Raw genomic sequence first — 17,793 nt, forward strand, 5'->3', positions numbered from 1 at the left:
CGACGCGGGGAGATATTTCACGCACAAAAAAGCCCATGACGCGTCATGGGCTTTTTCATGTCTACGAGTAGCGCTTAAACGTAGTACGACTTCAGCGGCGGGAAGCCGTTGAATTCAACCGCGCTGTAGCTGGTGGTGTAGGCACCGGTCGACAACCAGTACAAACGGTCACCAATCGCCAGGTTCAGTGGCAGGCCGTACTTGTAGTTTTCGTACATGATGTCAGCGCTGTCGCAGGTCGGGCCGGCGATGACGACTTCTTCCATCTCGCCTTTTTTCTCGGTCCAGATCGGGAACTTGATGGCTTCGTCCATGGTTTCGATCAGGCCGGAGAACTTGCCCACGTCCGTGTACACCCAACGCTCTACCGCGGTACGGGATTTACGCGCCACCAGCACCACTTCACTGACCAGGATGCCGGCGTTGGCGATCAACGAACGGCCCGGCTCCAGAATGATTTCCGGCAGGTCGTCGCCAAAGTCTTCCTTGAGGAAACGGATAATTTCTTCAGCGTAGGTTTCCAGGCTGTTGGTGCGGGTGATGTAGTTGGCCGGGAAGCCACCGCCCATGTTGATCAGCTTCAGGTGGATGCCGTCTTCTTCTTTCAGGCGCTCGAAGATCACTTTGACCTTGGCGATGGCCGCGTCCCAGACGCTGATGTCGCGTTGTTGCGAGCCGACGTGGAACGAGATGCCATAAGGCACCAGGCCCAGGTCGCGGGCGAGGATCAGCAGGTCCATGGCCATGTCGGTCTGGCAGCCGAATTTGCGCGACAACGGCCAGTCGGCAGTGGTCGAGCCTTCGGTGAGGATGCGCACATAGACTTTCGAACCCGGTGCAGCCTTGGCGATGTTGCGCAGGTCGGCTTCGGAGTCGGTGGCATACAGACGCACGCCCTTCTCGTAGAAGTAGCGAATGTCCTTGGATTTCTTGATGGTGTTGCCGTAGCTGATGCGGTCCGGGGTCACGCCCTGGTTCATCACTTTGTCGAGCTCGTAGATCGAGGCGATGTCGAAACTCGAGCCTTTCTCTTTGAGCAGGTCGATGATTTCCACGGCCGGGTTGGCCTTGACGGCGTAGTAGACCTTGGCGAATTCGAAACCGGCGCGCAGGTCGTCATAGGCCTGGCTGATCATCGCGGTGTCGATCACCACGAACGGGGTTTCTTGTTTGTCGGCGAACGCCTTCATTTTGTTGAAGGTATCGCGCGCGAAATAGTCTTCGACATCGATCGACATGGATGGGGCTCCTACTGGCAAACTGAGTAAATAAATGGGTGCAAATGAACGCCCTCCGTATCCCCACTTTGGTTCGCCTACTTCCCAAGGCATGTCGCCGAAAGCAAAAAGGCCATGGGCGATGGTTCTGCCCTTGGCCTTGCTGTCTCGTCGTCAGTACTTGAGCCGGATGGATCGTTTCCAGCATGGACGTTCGGCGCGAACTTTAGGGCGTGAGGGGCTTGAGATCAACAAAAAATGTCGCGTTTTTGCACGCTTCCGTCGTGTGGTCCTGGGTAGCTACTGATGTAACCGACCTGTGTGACGGTGTGATGTTCCCGTAGAAGGGAGATTTGAAGGGGATTGGATGGCCCTTGTGGCGAGGGAGCTTGCTCCCGCTGGGCTGCGCAGCGGCCCCAAAATCAGGCAATGCGGTTCTTCAGAAGGACCGTATCGGCTGATTTTACGACTGCTGCGCAGCCGAGCGGGAGCAAGCTCCCTCGCCACAAGAGCACTGGTGCCTCAGACAGATCAGGCGACGGCTGTCTCGGCTGGCGAAACAATGCTGGTCTTGCCACCACGCGACTTGCCGGAGCTCAGGTACTCGGCAATCGATTCCTGAGTCACCTCCCCAAGGAACACGCGCTCGGCATCCATCACCGGCAGCCACGAGCGGTTGAACTCGTACATGCGCGACAGCAGGATGCGCAGGTGCTCGTCGTACGCCGCCGTGGCGTTGAACTCGCGCAAGTACTGCGCGCAGGTGCCGGTCTGACGGTGCAGGTCGCGACGTCGTACATAGCCCAGTGCCTTGTTCTCACCGTCAGTGACGACGACATAACGACGGTCCAGTTCGTCCATCAATTCCAGGGCCTCGGCCACTGGTGTTTCCGGGCTGACCGACGGCGCGTTGTCCGCTGCGTCTTCGGCTTTCACCAGGAGCAGGCGCTTGAGCGTGCTGTCCTGGCCGACAAAATTGCTGACAAATTCATCAGCCGGATGCGCCAGCAGCGTGTCCGGGTGGTCGATCTGCAGCAGCTTGCCAGCACGGAAGATCGCGATCTTGTCGCCCAGCTTGATCGCTTCGTCGATGTCGTGGCTGACCATGATCACGGTCTTGTTCAGCGCCCGTTGCATCTCGAAGAATTCGTTCTGGATCATCTCGCGGTTGATCGGGTCGACGGCGCCGAACGGTTCATCCATCAGCAACAACGGCGCATCCGCCGCCAGCGCACGAATCACGCCGATCCGCTGCTGCTGGCCACCCGACAATTCACGCGGGTAGCGATTGAGGTACTGCTTGGGTTCCAGCTTGATCATGCTCATCAACTCGCGGGCACGGTCGTGGCACCTTTGTTTGTCCCAGCCCAGCAGGCGCGGAACGATGGTGATGTTTTCCTCGATGGTCATGTTCGGGAACAGACCGATCTGCTGGATCACATAGCCGATGTTGCGGCGCAACGTCACTTCGTCGAGGTCGGTGGTGTCTTCGCCGTTGATCAGGATCTTGCCGGAGGTCGGCTTGATCAGGCGGTTGATCATTTTCAGCGTGGTGCTTTTGCCGCAACCCGATGGCCCGAGGAACACACAGATTTCGCCTTCATTGACGGTCAGGCTTACCGAGTCCACGGCTTTCACATCTTTGCCGTTGCTTTGGAAGGTCTTGCTGAGGTTTTGAAGTTCGATCATTTCAGGAGTCCTTTTGGAGTCAGCGTGCGTTGCAGCCATTGCAGAAGCAGGTCGGCGAAGATGGCCAGGAGACTGACCAGCACGGCGCCGACGATCAGCATCGACATGTCGCTGCGGCTGATGGAAGCGAGAATGAGTACGCCCAGGCCGCCGGCGCCGATGGTGGCGGCGATGGTCATGACACCGATGTTCATCACCACGGCGGTGCGCACCCCGGCGAGGATCACCGGCACGGCAATTGGCAGTTCGACCATGCGCAGGCGCTGGCCGAAGGTCATGCCGATGCCTTTGGCGGCTTCGCGAATACCCGGTTCGACGCCGGTCAGGGCGAGGTAGGTGTTACGCATGATCGGCAACAGCGAGTACAGAAACACGGCGGTGATCGCCGGCATCGGGCCCAGCCCCTGGCCGAATTTGGAGTAGAACGGCAGCAGCAGGCCGAACAGCGCAATCGACGGCACGGTCAACAGCACTGTGGCGCTGGCTTGCAGCGGGCCGGCCAGCGACGGGAAACGCGTCATCAGAATGCCCAGCGGCACACCGACGAAAATCGCCAGCGTCACGGCGATACCCACCAGTGTGATGTGCTGCCAGGTCAGGTGTGCGACCTGCGCCCAGTCGAGATGGGAAAAGGCGTTCAAGAATTCCATGGCTTTTCCTCCTCAGTTGATCGGATGCTGGCGCAGGAAATCTGCGGCAACGGACGACGGGCTTTCGTGATCGACATCGACCCGCGCGTTGAGCTGGCGCATGGTTGCGTCGTCGAACAGTTCAGCCAGAGGCTTGAGTTCTTCAGCCAGTTTCGGATGCGCGTCGAGGTACACCTGACGCACCACGGGAGCGGCGGTGTAGTCCGGGAAGTAGTGCTTGTCGTCTTCGAGCAGTTTGAGTTTGAAAGCGTTCAACCGACCGTCGGTGGTGTAGACCAGGCCGGCAAACACCTGGCCGTTACGCAGCGCGGTGTAGACCAGCCCGGCGTCCATCTGGCGGATGTTCTTGCGGGTCAGGTTCATGCCATAGAGCTTGACCAGGCCGTCCAGGCCGTCGGAGCGGTTGGCGAACTCGGTGTCCAGCGCCACCAGGTGGTTTTGCTTGTGCTCGGCCTGCATCACCGTGTTCAGCTCGCTGATGGTGTTGATCTGCGGATACGCCTTGGCGGTGGTTTCCGGCAGGGCCAGGGCGTAGGTGTTACTGAATTTCGAGGGCGTCAGCCAGACCAGGCCTTTTTTCGCGTCGAGTTCTTTCACTCGGGCGTAGGACTGTTCGCTGTCGAGTTTTTCCGTGACGTGGTTATAAGCCACCAGCGACACGCCGGTGTATTCCCACATCAGGTCGAGCTGGCCGCTTTCGTGAGCGCTGCGGGCCAGGTTGCTACCCAGACCGCCGGTCACCTGGGTGTCATAACCCTTGGTGCGCAGGTACTGGGAAGTGATTTCCGCCAGCAGGGTTTGTTCGGTGAACACCCGTGCGCCGATGCGGATCACCGGTTTTTCAGCGGCTTGGGCAAATCCTGCGAACAGCAGGACGCAGCCTAGTAACAAGCTAATTCTTTTCATGAGTTTTCCTTTGCCGAGGCTTAAGACGGGCGCAAGCCGCGTTCGAGCCAGAGGCGGCTGGCCAGTGTCACCAGACCGTCGAGCAGCAAGGCCAGCAGGGCGGTGCAGGCCGCGCCGAGCAGCAGTTGCGGCTGATTGTTCAGGGCGATGCCGGGGAATATCAGGCTGCCCAAGCTGTTGGCGCCGATCAGGAATGCCAGCGGGGCGGTCCCGACATTGATCGCCAGCGCCACGCGCACGCCACCGATGATGATCGGTACGGCGTTCGGCAATTCGACCCGCCACAGCACTTGAGTCGGCGTCATGCCGATGCCGACGGCCGCTTCTTTCAGCGAACCCTGAACGTTTTTCAGGCCTTCATAGGTGTTGCGCACAATCGGCAGCAGCGAGGCGAGGAACAGGGCGAAGATCGCGGGACCGCTGCCGATACCGAGAATGCCCAGGGCGATGGCCAGTACGGCCAGAGGCGGCACGGTGTTGCCGATGTTGAAGATCTGCATGAAGCGTTCAGCGCGGCTAACCATGGTCGGGCGGCTGAGAAAGATGCCGGCGGGGATGCCCACAACGAGGGCGGCCAGCATGGAAGCGAGGACAAGGATCAGATGAGCTTGCAGGTAAAACAACAAATCGTCGCGGTAATGTTCGATCGTGTTGATGCCGATCCAGTGGACCAGCAGGGCCAGAAGGGCGACGACAACCGCACCTCCTATCAGCCCTTTGCCATAGCGAATAGCCACAGGCGGACTCCTTTTTTTCTTTGTCGGCGAACGCAGTCCCGAGTGGCAATGCCATTCCTGGCTGCCGGGAAAATACGTTCGCGAGAAGCAGCTCTTCATGCTGATGAAACCGCATGAGATCGAGCCATAAGCGCAGCCTCGTCAGGCTAACTTGCTGATTTATCAGCCCCTGGTACGAATGCTGTAACAGGGGAGTGGACGTCTGCACCTTTTAAAAGGTTCCATAAATAACAGCATTTAGCCACCCTTGATCTCGTTTCGCGGCCTTGCAGTGACCGATGGCGACTGGGCGAGCGGTGGTCCGTGAGGCTCGGTTTGCGCTATACTCGCCGCCCTTTTTTGAATCACCTGCCAGGCGATTTCCCATGACCAAACAGGCCGCCGAAGTCGCGAAACGCCGCACTTTCGCCATTATTTCCCACCCCGATGCCGGTAAAACCACCATCACCGAGAAGCTCTTGCTGATGGGCAAGGCGATTGCGATTGCGGGCACGGTGAAATCTCGTAAATCCGACCGCCATGCCACCTCAGACTGGATGGAAATGGAAAAGCAGCGTGGTATTTCCATTACCACGTCGGTCATGCAGTTCCCGTATCGCGATCACATGATCAACCTGCTCGACACCCCGGGCCACGAAGACTTCTCCGAAGACACCTATCGCACATTGACTGCGGTGGATTCGGCCCTGATGGTCCTCGACGGCGGTAAAGGTGTTGAGCCACGCACCATCGCCCTGATGGACGTCTGCCGTCTGCGGGACACGCCGATCGTCAGCTTCATCAACAAACTCGACCGTGACATCCGCGACCCGATCGAACTGCTCGACGAAATCGAAGCCGTCCTGAAGATCAAGGCCGCGCCGATCACCTGGCCGATTGGTTGCTACCGCGACTTCAAGGGTGTCTACCACCTCGCCGACGACTACATCATCGTGTACACCGCCGGTCACGGCCACGAACGTACCGATGTGAAAATCATCGAGAAGCTCGATTCCGATGAAGCGCGCGCACACCTGGGCGACGAGTACGACCGTTTTGTCGATCAGCTGGAACTGGTGCAGGGCGCCTGCCACGAGTTCAACCAGCAGGAGTTCCTCGACGGCCAGCTGACGCCGGTGTTCTTCGGTACGGCATTGGGCAACTTCGGTGTCGATCACGTGCTTGACGCCGTGGTCAACTGGGCCCCGAAACCGCTGGCCCGCGTCGCCAACGAGCGCACTGTGGAACCGGTTGAAGAGAAATTCGCCGGCTTCGTGTTCAAGATCCAGGCGAACATGGACCCTAAACACCGCGACCGTATCGCCTTCATGCGTATCTGCTCCGGCAAGTACGAAAAAGGCATGAAGATGCGCCACGTACGTACCGGCAAGGACGTGCGGATCGGCGACGCGCTGACGTTCTTCTCCTCCGAGCGTGAGCAACTGGAAGAGGCGTTTGCCGGCGACATCATCGGCCTGCACAACCACGGCACCATCCAGATCGGCGACACCTTCACCGAAGGCGAAGTCCTGGGTTTCACCGGTATCCCGCATTTCGCCCCGGAACTGTTCCGTCGCGTGCGCCTGCGTGACCCGCTCAAATCCAAGCAACTGCGTCAGGGCTTGCAGCAATTGGCGGAAGAGGGTGCCACCCAGGTGTTTTTCCCGGAGCGCAGCAACGACATCATCCTCGGCGCGGTCGGCGTGCTGCAGTTCGATGTGGTCGCCAGCCGTTTGAAAGAGGAATACAAGGTCGAGTGCTCTTACGAGCCGATCACCGTCTATTCCGCGCGCTGGATCGATTGCAGCGACAAGAAGAAACTTGAGGAATTCCAGATCAAGGCTGTGGAAAACCTGGCAGTCGACGGCGGCGGTCACCTGACCTACCTGGCGCCGACCCGGGTCAACCTGGCGTTGATGGAAGAGCGCTGGCCGGACGTGAAATTCCGTGCGACGCGTGAGCATCACTAAGCGCTCTGCCGGAACACCCAAAAGCCCCGTTGCGAAAGCAGCGGGGTTTTTTATTGCCTTCAGTAAGGTGCTGCACGGAAAGTAATGTTGCACGCCATAAGTAACTAACTGGTTATAGTGGAGCAAGGTCTGGACGGGCATCAATCTCGCTTATTTGTTTGACACATCGTATTTAGGATCTATAGTAGGCCGCAGCGAATTGGACGGATCCAATTACGCCGGACATCGGGAGCTTTATGATGTATCAGATTACGGATGATCTAAACTTAATCTTTGAGCCAGTCACTTTCAATGATCGCTCGGGTGTTGATTACACCACCGCATTTGATCTGGGCACGTACCACAACGGTAGGGTCCAGACTCGGTTGACCTCTCAGTCTTACCTCAAGCTATGCGCACACACTCCAATACTCGTCAACCCAATACCCCGCTGTTGGCGGTGCTCTGGCGCTCTGACTTTGTGTTCGGAAATAGCTTCTTTCTCTGTCTCTTGTAATCCTTTCATTACGCCCCTTCTGCATTAGCAGGACATACGGCTTGGCAATTCCATTGTTTGAGCGCCAGCACTGCGTCTGTAGCACTTAAGCACATGGACTGACGTCGTCCGTTTGCCCAAGAAAAATCTAATTCCAAAAGAGGGTGCGTCATGAACACGGTTAGCTATGTAGAACGAAGCCCTGTACTTGCAGATAACCAGCGGCGAACGGATGGTTTTATACTTCGCTCCGGGAAAGTTGAAGACGCCGAAGCGTTGGCGTCTTTATTTAGAATCTCGTACGGAGAAACGACCCACCCTTGCCAGAACACACGCTATATTTACAACGCGATTATTTCAGAGTTGCAAGAGTGGTTTGTTCTTGAAAATGACGCTTCAATTGTAGGTTGTTCGTGCATCGCACGTCGTACCTGGAACCGAACCTGGGAGTCATGCTACGGGGTTGTTCATCCTGGCGCTCGTCGATCAGGGGGCATCTCCAGCTTGATAAAACTCAGTTTTGAGGGCTTTGATCCAGACCCCATAGAGATAGGGTTCTATGTGCCGAGAAGCAGAGCCATCTACTCCATCATGAGCCAGATCCGCAAAGGTGTGCTGGTGGGGCATGATGGGGGACCCAATACGGTTGACGGCATAAGGGAGTACCACTTTACCGCGATACATCCTCCTGCCGCCGATGGGTTCAGCCACATCGCGCCGTCCTATGTCAGCGAATTGAAGTCTTCTTTCATAAAAGATCACTTGTATGATCCGCTCGGCCTTCAACCGATCAATGGCGACTACCCCAATACCTACTTTACTGGCCCATCCGACACTGAAGAGCACGGTTCTTTCTTGTATTCCTGCGACGCAGTGGCGGATGCATTCACCGTGTCTGGCTATACCGGCGCGGCAACAACTGAACGTGAAGTTTTTCTTGAGTTGAAGTCGGCTATCGCGACATGGGAAACATCTGCCTATATCGGCGCGTATATGCTTGCCGACAAAGTCGAGTTAATCAGTCAGATGGTTAAGCTGGGGTTTGTCATGACAGCTTATCTTCCAGCCTGGCACCTTCACGCCGGTGTTCGATTCGATTGCGTCATGCTTGTACGCCATCGCTTCTTGCAGCCTCCGCAAAGCCATGGCTTCGATCACGAAGTGGCCTTCTTTGATCAGGCTTACTCCGAACTGACCCAAAGTCTATGTCTTATTGGACGCAACAATTAATGCTCATTTATTCAGCCCGCCGAGCCCGATTCATGAGTGCCCGAATCACTACCGAGGAGTTTTAAAATGACAAGAGAACAATGGAGCGCTGTTCGAAAACAGATTCCCGACGGTGCCAAGGAGCCCTGGACACTTATTCTGTGGGTGGCTGATCTGTTTATTCTCGTGTTCGCCTGGAATCTATGGATCAGCTCATCTATCGCACTTCAAGGTATCGCCTTGATACTGGCCGGGCTTGCCATCGTGCAGATATACCTTATCTCGCACGAGGCGTTACACGGCTCAGCCTCGGACAACCGGAAAATCAACAATTTCATCGGCCACTTTAATGGTTGGCTAATTGCCCTGCCTTTTCTGGTTCGACGCCGATATCACATGGCGCACCATACGTGGACCGCTCACCCGGTCAATGATCCAGAAAACAAAAGCATGATTGAAAAATTTTCAGTGATGACCAAAAAGCAGGAAAGAACACTGGAGTTCATGTGGAAGCACTGGATTCCAATGATTGCTGCCAATCACTTCCTGGCCAACTGGCGAGCGCCGTTTGTCGCACGCGCCCAGGGTGATAACTCACCGAAGATAATGAAAGAGATCCGTTTCGCACGTCTTTATCTGGCGGGATACGTCGTCGTAGCGCTCATTGCTTTCGCGTTCGGCCGCCTGGCAGAGCTGGCATGTTTTTATCTTGCGATGTGGCTGATCCTCTTCTTCATGGTGGAGTTGTTGAATCTGCCTCATCACGCCGAAGCCCCGCTTCTGGACAAAGATGCCGATCGCCTCCAGTTCTGGGAGCAAGACACCGTTTCTCATGATTGCGGGAACGTACCGCTCTGGTCGCGCTTCATCATCCTGAACTTCAATCTCCATATCGTTCACCACGCGTTCCCCTCGGTCCCCTGGTATCGCTTGCCTCAAGCCCACAGTCTTCTGCATCAGCAAGAAGGCGACCATCTAGTAGAACAATCGAATGAATGGCGTTTTGCATGGAAAAATCGACGCCGGCCGTTACTCAAGCTGATGGGGCATTTCTTCGATCGGCGGGTCTGACCGTCACAAGCGCCAAGACCGGCAGTGTTTAAGAACCTCTTGCGGACTTGATGCCGAAAACCCCGTTGCGAAAGCAGCGGGGTTTTTTATTGCCCCGATCCCGGCCAGCAAGCAAATCCCTGTGGGAGTGTTGCGTTAGTTGAATTTGATATGTCGATTATTCCAAACCAGTCTATCCAGCGGCGGCAATTACTGCCCTTCGTTAGCGTCCTATCTGGAGAACCCGGCTGATCGGAACTAGATTTCATTCAGCGCCACGGCAATCGGGAATATCCGCCGCCAGGCACCCACGGTTTTACCCACGAAAGGATGGTATCGGCTATGAGAATTTTTCAACGCATCTTGCTGTTGATCAAAGTGATGGTGATGTTGTCGCTGGGGACGTCGGCCGCCTGGGCCAGTGGGCATCCCGCACAGGACCCCGGCATGTGGTCCTCGAAGGCCGCGCAGGGCAATGTCTTGATGGTCGCCAAGTCCGAATCGGAGCCGGGTGACGAAGACCAGGGCGGTACCAAGGGTGATGACGACTCCACCGACAAAGAGCCAGACACCGACGATGACGATGACGGCGATAGCCAGAGCTGAGTGATCGCTTGAAAAAGAAAACCCCCTCTACCTGACTGATGCGCAATCGAGGTAGAAGGGGTTTGGACAACTGAGGAAGCTGCAATCCCTGTGGGAGCGGGCTTGCTCGCGAAGGCGTTCAGACATTCAACATGATTGTTGAATGTGATGCCCTCTTCGCGAGCAAGCCCGCTCCCACATTTTCATGCCGCGCCGTCGAGGAATTGCTCGGCGTAGTGGCAAGCCACCTGGCGGTTATCGAGCGGGCGCAGGGCTGGCTCTTCGGTGCTGCAACGCTCGGTGGCGTACGGGCAGCGCTTGTGGAAAGCGCAACCGGACGGCGGGTTCAGCGGGTTGGGCAGTTCGCCGACGATCTTGATCTTCGGCTTGTTCGGGTCCGGGTGAATGGTCGGGGTGGCCGACAGCAACGCCTGGGTGTACGGGTGCAGCGGACGCTGGTAGATGTCGTTCTTGGGGCCCATTTCCACCGGGCGACCGAGGTACATCACCATCACGTCATCGGCCACGTGCTGGACCACGGCCAGGTTGTGGGAGATGAACACGTAGGCGGTGTTGAACTCTTGCTGCAGATCCATGAACAGGTTCAGTACCTGCGCCTGGATCGACACGTCCAGCGCCGAGGTCGGTTCGTCCGCCACCAGCACTTTGGGTTGCAGCATCATGGCGCGGGCCAGTGCGATGCGCTGACGCTGACCGCCTGAGAACATGTGCGGGTAACGCTGGTAGTGCTCAGGACGCAAGCCCACCTGCTTCATCATCGCCTGGACTTTCTCGCGACGTTCGGCGGCACTGAGGTTGGTGTTGATCAGCAGCGGCTCGCCGAGCTGGTCACCGACTTTCTGCCGTGGGTTCAACGAGGCGTACGGGCTCTGGAACACCATCTGCACGTCTTTGCGCAGTTGCTTGCGCTGCGCCTTGTCGGCACCGGCGACTTCCTGCCCGGCGATTTTCAGGGAGCCGGAAGACGGCTCCTCGATCAGCGTCAGGGCGCGGGCCAGGGTGGACTTGCCGCAACCCGACTCACCTACAACGGCGAGGGTCTTGCCAGCGTGCAACTCGAACGACACACCGTTCAGTGCGCGCACGGTCGCATGACCCTTGAACAGGCCACGGGACACTTCGTAGTGACGGGTCAGGTCGCGGGCGGTAAGTACGACGGCCATTACGCCACCTCCTGATTCAGCGGGTAGAAGCAGCGGGCGAGGCTGTTGCTTTTCGGGTCAAGGCCAGGACGCTGCGCGCGGCAGCTGTCTTGCACATACGGGCAGCGTGGCGACAGCAGGCAACCTTGCGGGCGGTCGTAGCGGCCGGGAACGATGCCCGGCAGCGTGGCCAGGCGCGTGGCGCCCAGGCTGTGTTCCGGGATCGCCTTGAGCAACGCTTCGCTGTACGGGTGCGCGGGGATGTCGAACAACTGCGGCACCTGACCCACTTCCACCGCCTGGCCGGCGTACATCACGCACACGCGCTGGGCGGTTTCAGCCACGACCGCGAGGTCGTGAGTGATCAGCACCAGGCCCATGTTCTGCTCTTTCTGCAACGCCAGCAGCAGGTCCATGATCTGCGCCTGAATCGTTACGTCGAGGGCCGTGGTCGGTTCGTCGGCGATCAGCAGTTTCGGTTCGCCGGCAATCGCCATGGCGATCGCAACACGCTGGCTCATACCGCCGGACAGTTGATGCGGGTAGGCGTCCATACGGCTGGCGGCGCCCGGGATTTCAACTTTTTCCAGCAGTTCAATGGCGCGCTTGCGTGCCTGTTTGCTGGACATTTTCAGGTGCAGGCGCAGTACTTCTTCGATCTGGAAGCCGACGGTGTAGCTCGGGTTCAGCGCGGTCATCGGGTCCTGGAAGACCATGGCCAGGTCTTTGCCGACGATTTGCCGACGCTGACGGTTACTGAGCTTGAGCATGTCCTTGCCGTCGAAATTCAGGGCGTCGGCGGTGACGATCCCCGGATGTTCGATCAGGCCCATCAGCGCCATCATGGTCACGGATTTACCGGAACCCGACTCGCCAACGATGGCCAGGACTTCGCCTTTGTCCACGGTAATGTCGAGGCCATCGACCACCGGAACGGCGTTCTTGTCGCCGAAGCGAACGTTGAGATTCTTGATTTCCAACAGTGACATTTGAATCTCCTCAGGCGGCGTTCTTGAGTTTCGGGTCCAGCGCATCGCGCAGGCCGTCGCCCATCAAGTTGATTGCCAGCACGCTGAGCAAAATGGTCAGACCAGGCAGACTTACCACCCACCAGGCGCGTTCGATGTAGTCGCGAGCCGAAGCCAGCATGGTGCCCCACTCAGGCGTTGGCGGTTGTACGCCAAGGCCGAGGAAGCCCAGTGCCGCGGCATCGAGAATGGCCGAAGAGAAACTCAGGGTGGCCTGAACGATCAGCGGTGCCATGCAGTTGGGCAGCACGGTGATGAACATCAGGCGTGGCAGGCCGGCACCGGCCAGGCGCGCGGCGGTCACATAGTCGCGGTTCAGCTCGCCCATTACCGCGGCGCGGGTCAGACGAACATAGGACGGCAGGGACACCACGGCGATGGCGATCACGGTGTTGATCAGGCCAGGGCCGAGGATGGCGACAATCGCCACGGCCAGCAGCAGGGACGGCAGGGCCAGCATGATGTCCATCAGACGCATGATGGTCGGGCCAAGCAGGCGCGGGAAGAAGCCGGCGAACAGACCCAGCAGGATCCCCGGAATCAGCGACATCACCACCGACGACAAGCCGATCAACAGCGACAGGCGCGAGCCCTGGATCAGGCGCGACAGCAGGTCACGCCCCAGTTCATCGGTGCCGAGCAGGAACTGCATCTGCCCACCTTCCAGCCAGGCTGGCGGGGTCAGCAGGAAATCGCGGTACTGCTCGCTCGGGTTGTGTGGCGCGACCCAAGGGGCGAACAGGGCGCAGAAAATCACCAGCAGCATGAACAGCAGGCCGGCGACGGCGCCTTTGTTCTTGGAAAATGCTTGCCAGAACTCTTTGTACGGAGACGGGTACAGCAGGCTTTGATCGACTGCTACCGCTGGAATTGGAGTGGTCATGGTCATGATGATCTCAGCGCTGGTGACGGATGCGTGGGTTGGCAAAGCCGTAGAGGATGTCCACTACGAAGTTGACCAGAATCACCAGGCAGGCGATTAACAGGATGCCGTTCTGCACCACGGGATAATCCCGTGCGCCAATGGCTTCGATCAGCCATTTGCCGATGCCGGGCCACGAGAAGATGGTTTCGGTCAGGACTGCACCGGCCAGCAGTGTGCCGACTTGCAGGCCGACCACGGTCAGTACCGGGATCAGCGCGTTGCGCAGGCCGTGCACGAACACCACGCGCGCCGGCGACAGACCTTTGGCGCGAGCGGTACGGATGTAGTCTTCGCGCAGCACTTCGAGCATCGACGAACGGGTCATCCGCGCAATCACGGCCAGCGGGATGGTGCCGAGCACGATGGCCGGCAGGATCAGGTGGTGCAGGGCGTCGAAGAATGCACCGACGTCATCGGCCAGCAAGGTGTCGATGAGCATGAAGCCGGTGCGCGGCTCGATGTCATAAAGCAGGTCGATCCGTCCGGAAACGGGGGTCCAGCCCAGGCTCACCGAGAAGAACATGATCAGGATCAGGCCCCACCAGAAGATCGGCATCGAATATCCCGCCAGGGAGATGCCCATCACCCCATGGTCGAACAGGGATCCTCGCTTGAGTGCCGCAATCACCCCGGCCAAAAGGCCAAGGACGCCGGCGAACAACAGGGCGGCCATGGACAGTTCCAGGGTCGCGGGGAATAGAGAGCTGAACTCGGTCCAGACACTGGTGCGTGTGCGCAGTGATTCGCCAAGGTCGCCGTGGGCCAACTTGCCGATGTAATCCAGGTATTGGGCATACAGGGGTTTGTTCAGACCTAGGCGTTCCATTGCCTGGGCGTGCATTTCGGGGTCGACCCGACGTTCGCCCATCATTACTTCCACGGGGTCGCCCGGAATCATGCGAATCAACGCGAAAGTCAGCAGGGTGATGCCGAAAAACGTGGGGATCAATAACCCCAGTCGGCGGGCAATAAAACTAAACATCTTGTTGTGTACCTCATCAGCCGGTTAGGCGTGCCCGGCTTCCCTGGGATCAGGGAGGCCGGGAGTTTCTTATCTACTTCACCTGGGTGGTGGCGAAGTTATTAGTGGTGAGGGGGCTAATGTGGTAGCCCTCTACGTTATTGCGCATTGCGGTGAACATGCGGGTGTGGGCCATGCTGATCCATGGCTGATCCTGGTTGAAGATCGCTTGGGCTTGTTCGTACAGCTTGGCACGTTCGGCCGGATCTACTTTAGCTCTTGCTTCGTCAAGCAGGGTCTGGAATTTCTCGTTGCACCAACGGGCGTAGTTTTCGCCGTTCTTCGCCGCTTCGCAACTGAGCATCGGCGTCAGGAAGTTATCCGGGTCGCCGTTGTCGCCCGCCCATCCGGCAGACACCATGTCGTGCTCGCCGTTTTTGGCGCGCTTGAGCATTTCGCCCCATTCCATGACGCGAATGTCGAGTTTTATCCCGACCTTGGCCAGGTCGGCCTGCATCATCTGTGCGCCGAGCATCGGGTTGGGGTTGGTCGGGCCGCCGCCGTTACGGGTGAACAGGGTCAGCTCAGTGCCTTCCGGTACGCCGGCTTCCTTGAGCAGGGCGCGGGCCTTGTCCAGGTCACGGGGCGGGTTCTGCAGATCATGGTTGTAACCCAGCAGCGTTGGCGGGTACGGGTTGACCGCCACGGTGGCGTTGCCTTTGCCGAACAGCGCGTTGACGTAGGCGGCCTTGTCGAAAGCAATGTCGATTGCCTTACGTACCCGCACATCGCTCATGTATTTGTGCTGGGTGTTCATGGCGATGTAGGAGACGGTCATAGCGTCCATTTCATCGACTTTCAGGTTGGTATCTTTCTTGATGCTCGGGATGTCGTCCGGTTTCGGATACAGCGCAATCTGGCACTCGTTGGCCTTGAGCTTTTGCAGGCGCACGTTGTTGTCGGTGGCGATGGCCAGGATCAACGCGTCAGCCGGTGGCTTGCCACGGAAGTACTCCGGGTTGGCCTTGAAGCGGACCTGAGCGTCCTTGGCGTAACGCTGGAAGATGAACGGGCCAGTGCCGATCGGCTTGCTGTTCAGGTCGCCGGTCTTGTCGGCCTTGAGCAACTGGTCGGCGTACTCGGCGGGGTAGATCGAGGAGAACGCCATGGCGATGTCGGCCAGGAACGGCGCTTCGCGGCGGGTCAGGGTGAACGTGACCGTGTTGTCGTCGACTTTCTCGACGCTTTTGAGCAGTTCCTTGAAGCCCATGCTTTCAAAGTACGGGAAGCCCACGCTCGATTTGTTGTGCCACGGGTGTTTCGGGTCCAGTTGACGCTGGAAACTCCAGACCACGTCGTCGGCATTCATGTCGCGGGTCGGCTTGAAATATTCGGTGGTGTGAAACTTGACGCCTTTGCGCAGGTGGAACGTGTAGGTCAGACCGTCCTCGCTGATGTCCCAGGAGTCGGCCAGTGCCGGAACCACTTCTGTGGTGCCGGGCTTGAAGTCCGCCAGACGATTGAAGATGGTTTCGGCCACCGCATCGGCTGTGACTGCAGTCGTGTACTGGACCATATCGAAGCCTTCCGGGCTGGCTTCGGTACAGACCACCAAGGGTTTGGCAGAGACGCCAACAGCGACACTCAGCAACGCGGCCGCGATGGCCGCACGTAGGGGAAGCAATTTCATCAAGAACCCTCTGCAATCGGTTGAAGGACTAAAGCCGAACGGCCGACTCATCATGAGTCAGCCGTTCGGTGGCGTTTTTACAGGATGTTGAATGGAACAGTGGTCACCAGACGGAACTCGTTGATGCTGCCGTCAGACTGGTTTTCGCTGGCACGGTGAGCGGTATAGGTCGCTCGAACAGTGGTGGCCTTGAGCGGGCCGCTCTGCACGGCGTACGAAGCACCGATGCCGTATTCATAGTGATGTTCGCCGTCCATGTTCTTCACGTCGTAGGCGGTGCCGGTGTAGTGAGTACCGTCGATGCCCCAGCCGCGAGCCTGGTAGATGTTGAACTTCAGGCCAGGCACGCCGTATTCCGCCATGTTCAGACCGTAGGCGATCTGGAAGGACTGCTCGTTCGGGCCGTTGAAGTCGGACAGCAGGGAGTTGGCCAGGTAGATGCCGTTGGTTTCGTGCAGGTAGTCGAAGTACTCGTCACCGTTAATTTTCTGGTACGAGAAGGTCAGGCTGTGAGCCTGGTGGGTCAGGCCGAACGACAGGGAGTAGGTGTTGTTGTCGATTTCACCCATTTCCTTTTTGCCGGTATCGACCGTTTTGTAGTAGTTCAGGCCGGTGGTCAGGCTCAGAAGCTGGCTGTCACCCAGTTCGTGGGTAGCGCCGAAGTAGTACTGGTTCCAGAAGTCTTCAACCTTGGAGGCGTACAGGCTGGTCTTCAGGCTTTTGAGCGGCTGATAGTTCAGACCAACGATGCTCACGCGATCGGTTTCGGCGCCATTGGCGCTGTACTCGGTGCGGAATTTCGACAGGCTTTCTTCAGTACGCGGGGATACGCGGTCGAAGCTGCCAGCGTCGAACGACAGGTTGTTCAGCTCTTCGCTGTGCAGGCTCACACCTTCAAAGCTCGAAGGCAGTGGACGGTTGCCGATGTTGTCGACGATGGGGGTGCTGAAGTTCTGGCGACCGGCAGTCAGGGTGGTGTTGGAGACACGGAACTTGACGTTGGCCAGGCCCAGTTTGCTCCACTGGCCTTGGGCGTCGCCGCCTTCGGTAGTCAGGGTACGGTTGTTGCCTGCCCCTGGACGCGAGCCCGGTGCGCCACCGTTGTTGGAAGCCAGGCTCTTGCGATCACGTTCCAGTGCAACGGCGTTGTACGCAGCCACTTCAGTGCTGACACCGACGGTGCCCTGAGTGAAACCGGAGGTGTAATTGACGATGGTGCCCTGGACCCAGTTGATACGGCGGTCGGTAGGCGTTGCTACGCCGTCTTTGCGGTAAGTGAACTTGCCGCCGCGTTTCAGCTGCTCGTTGGCGTACCAGTTGCGCGTGGTGCCGCTGACCGTTGAGCCTTCGACAAAGCCGGTAGCCGCGCCTTGTGCGCTTTTTTCGTTGACCGTCACCGGGGTGAAATCCTGGCTTTGGGTTTCTGCGTAAGCCGTGGCGGTTACGCTGCTAATGGCCAGGGCCAGTAACGCAGTGCTGCTCAGTTTCATGGGTGAAGCTCCTTTACTTTCTTTTTTTTTAGTGCCGGTTCTTTATGGTCCGGCTATTGGTTTTACAAC

Annotated in this window: 15 protein-coding genes; 4 read left to right on the forward strand and 11 right to left on the reverse strand. The window is 58.2% G+C overall.

Translation table 11 applies throughout. The annotated features are described in order from the left end of the window. Positions 1 to 74: 74 nt before the first annotated feature. The 5 genes from POF45_RS20320 to POF45_RS20340 all read right to left on the reverse strand — a co-directional run bounded on the left by POF45_RS20320 (position 75) and on the right by POF45_RS20340 (position 5,199). Positions 75 to 1,238 carry a type III PLP-dependent enzyme gene (locus POF45_RS20320; RefSeq protein ID WP_259499304.1) on the reverse strand — a complete coding sequence of 388 codons (1,164 nt, stop codon included), beginning with the start codon at positions 1,236 to 1,238 and terminating at the stop codon, positions 75 to 77. A gap of 510 nt (positions 1,239 to 1,748) precedes the next feature. Further along, a complete protein-coding gene (locus POF45_RS20325) occupies positions 1,749 to 2,906 on the reverse strand; it encodes an osmoprotectant ABC transporter ATP-binding protein OsmV (protein ID WP_259499306.1) in 1,158 nt (385 codons plus the stop codon). Further along, a complete protein-coding gene (locus tag POF45_RS20330) occupies positions 2,903 to 3,556 on the reverse strand; it encodes an ABC transporter permease (RefSeq protein ID WP_259499307.1) in 654 nt (217 codons plus the stop codon). Before POF45_RS20330 ends, POF45_RS20325 begins: the two co-directional genes overlap by 4 nt. A gap of 12 nt (positions 3,557 to 3,568) precedes the next feature. Further along, positions 3,569 to 4,462 carry a glycine betaine ABC transporter substrate-binding protein gene (locus POF45_RS20335; RefSeq protein WP_259499309.1) on the reverse strand — a complete coding sequence of 298 codons (894 nt, stop codon included), beginning with the start codon at positions 4,460 to 4,462 and terminating at the stop codon, positions 3,569 to 3,571. Between the two features lie 20 nt (positions 4,463 to 4,482). Beyond that, positions 4,483 to 5,199 carry an ABC transporter permease gene (locus tag POF45_RS20340; RefSeq protein WP_282316567.1) on the reverse strand — a complete coding sequence of 239 codons (717 nt, stop codon included), beginning with the start codon at positions 5,197 to 5,199 and terminating at the stop codon, positions 4,483 to 4,485. Between the two features lie 365 nt (positions 5,200 to 5,564). On the opposite strand from POF45_RS20340, the gene POF45_RS20345 reads away from it, so the two are divergent. The 4 genes from POF45_RS20345 to POF45_RS20360 all read left to right on the forward strand — a co-directional run bounded on the left by POF45_RS20345 (position 5,565) and on the right by POF45_RS20360 (position 10,488). Next, positions 5,565 to 7,148 (forward strand): peptide chain release factor 3, encoded by a 1,584-nt coding sequence (locus tag POF45_RS20345; RefSeq protein ID WP_259499313.1) that lies wholly within the window; start codon positions 5,565 to 5,567, stop codon positions 7,146 to 7,148. Positions 7,149 to 7,794: 646 nt separating this feature from the next. Then, positions 7,795 to 8,853: a GNAT family N-acetyltransferase gene (locus tag POF45_RS20350; protein ID WP_282316569.1), complete on the forward strand. Its 1,059-nt coding sequence runs from the start codon at positions 7,795 to 7,797 to the stop codon at positions 8,851 to 8,853. Positions 8,854 to 8,919: 66 nt separating this feature from the next. Further along, complete coding sequence (locus POF45_RS20355; protein WP_282316571.1) at positions 8,920 to 9,903, forward strand: fatty acid desaturase family protein; 984 nt, start codon at positions 8,920 to 8,922, stop codon at positions 9,901 to 9,903. Positions 9,904 to 10,224: 321 nt separating this feature from the next. After that, positions 10,225 to 10,488, forward strand: coding sequence for a hypothetical protein (locus POF45_RS20360; protein ID WP_259499317.1), 264 nt, complete (start codon positions 10,225 to 10,227; stop codon positions 10,486 to 10,488). 182 nt (positions 10,489 to 10,670) lie between these two features. Here the strand turns inward: POF45_RS20360 and POF45_RS20365 are convergent, their stop codons facing one another. The 6 genes from POF45_RS20365 to POF45_RS20390 all read right to left on the reverse strand — a co-directional run bounded on the left by POF45_RS20365 (position 10,671) and on the right by POF45_RS20390 (position 17,724). Further along, positions 10,671 to 11,651: a peptide ABC transporter ATP-binding protein gene (locus tag POF45_RS20365; protein WP_259499319.1), complete on the reverse strand. Its 981-nt coding sequence runs from the start codon at positions 11,649 to 11,651 to the stop codon at positions 10,671 to 10,673. Beyond that, positions 11,651 to 12,619, reverse strand: coding sequence for an ABC transporter ATP-binding protein (locus POF45_RS20370; RefSeq protein WP_259499321.1), 969 nt, complete (start codon positions 12,617 to 12,619; stop codon positions 11,651 to 11,653). The genes POF45_RS20365 and POF45_RS20370 overlap by 1 nt, the downstream gene beginning before the upstream one ends. Positions 12,620 to 12,629: 10 nt before the next feature. Beyond that, positions 12,630 to 13,541 carry an ABC transporter permease subunit gene (locus POF45_RS20375; RefSeq protein ID WP_259503091.1) on the reverse strand — a complete coding sequence of 304 codons (912 nt, stop codon included), beginning with the start codon at positions 13,539 to 13,541 and terminating at the stop codon, positions 12,630 to 12,632. 13 nt (positions 13,542 to 13,554) lie between these two features. Then, a complete protein-coding gene (locus tag POF45_RS20380) occupies positions 13,555 to 14,565 on the reverse strand; it encodes an ABC transporter permease subunit (protein ID WP_201200520.1) in 1,011 nt (336 codons plus the stop codon). 73 nt (positions 14,566 to 14,638) lie between these two features. After that, positions 14,639 to 16,234, reverse strand: a complete 1,596-nt coding sequence (locus POF45_RS20385) for an ABC transporter substrate-binding protein (protein WP_259499325.1) — start codon at positions 16,232 to 16,234, stop codon at positions 14,639 to 14,641. 77 nt (positions 16,235 to 16,311) lie between these two features. Next, positions 16,312 to 17,724: an OprD family porin gene (locus POF45_RS20390; protein WP_259499327.1), complete on the reverse strand. Its 1,413-nt coding sequence runs from the start codon at positions 17,722 to 17,724 to the stop codon at positions 16,312 to 16,314. Positions 17,725 to 17,793 lie beyond the last annotated feature (69 nt).

It is taken from the genome of Pseudomonas fungipugnans, from assembly GCF_029955235.1.
Classification (GTDB): domain Bacteria; phylum Pseudomonadota; class Gammaproteobacteria; order Pseudomonadales; family Pseudomonadaceae; genus Aquipseudomonas; species Aquipseudomonas fungipugnans.

Bases quoted from the DNA above. Each gene is read 5' to 3' on its own strand.
- POF45_RS20320 (WP_259499304.1), bottom strand. From the start codon at position 1,238: ATGTCGATCGATGTCGAAGACTATTTCGCGCGCGATACCTTCAACAAA.
- POF45_RS20325 (WP_259499306.1), bottom strand. From the start codon at position 2,906: ATGATCGAACTTCAAAACCTCAGCAAGACCTTCCAAAGCAACGGCAAA.
- POF45_RS20330 (WP_259499307.1), bottom strand. From the start codon at position 3,556: ATGGAATTCTTGAACGCCTTTTCCCATCTCGACTGGGCGCAGGTCGCA.
- POF45_RS20335 (WP_259499309.1), bottom strand. From the start codon at position 4,462: ATGAAAAGAATTAGCTTGTTACTAGGCTGCGTCCTGCTGTTCGCAGGA.
- POF45_RS20345 (WP_259499313.1), top strand. From the start codon at position 5,565: ATGACCAAACAGGCCGCCGAAGTCGCGAAACGCCGCACTTTCGCCATT.
- POF45_RS20350 (WP_282316569.1), top strand. From the start codon at position 7,795: ATGAACACGGTTAGCTATGTAGAACGAAGCCCTGTACTTGCAGATAAC.
- POF45_RS20355 (WP_282316571.1), top strand. From the start codon at position 8,920: ATGACAAGAGAACAATGGAGCGCTGTTCGAAAACAGATTCCCGACGGT.
- POF45_RS20360 (WP_259499317.1), top strand. From the start codon at position 10,225: ATGAGAATTTTTCAACGCATCTTGCTGTTGATCAAAGTGATGGTGATG.
- POF45_RS20365 (WP_259499319.1), bottom strand. From the start codon at position 11,651: ATGGCCGTCGTACTTACCGCCCGCGACCTGACCCGTCACTACGAAGTG.
- POF45_RS20370 (WP_259499321.1), bottom strand. From the start codon at position 12,619: ATGTCACTGTTGGAAATCAAGAATCTCAACGTTCGCTTCGGCGACAAG.
- POF45_RS20375 (WP_259503091.1), bottom strand. From the start codon at position 13,541: ATGACCACTCCAATTCCAGCGGTAGCAGTCGATCAAAGCCTGCTGTAC.
- POF45_RS20380 (WP_201200520.1), bottom strand. From the start codon at position 14,565: ATGTTTAGTTTTATTGCCCGCCGACTGGGGTTATTGATCCCCACGTTT.
- POF45_RS20385 (WP_259499325.1), bottom strand. From the start codon at position 16,234: ATGAAATTGCTTCCCCTACGTGCGGCCATCGCGGCCGCGTTGCTGAGT.
- POF45_RS20390 (WP_259499327.1), bottom strand. From the start codon at position 17,724: ATGAAACTGAGCAGCACTGCGTTACTGGCCCTGGCCATTAGCAGCGTA.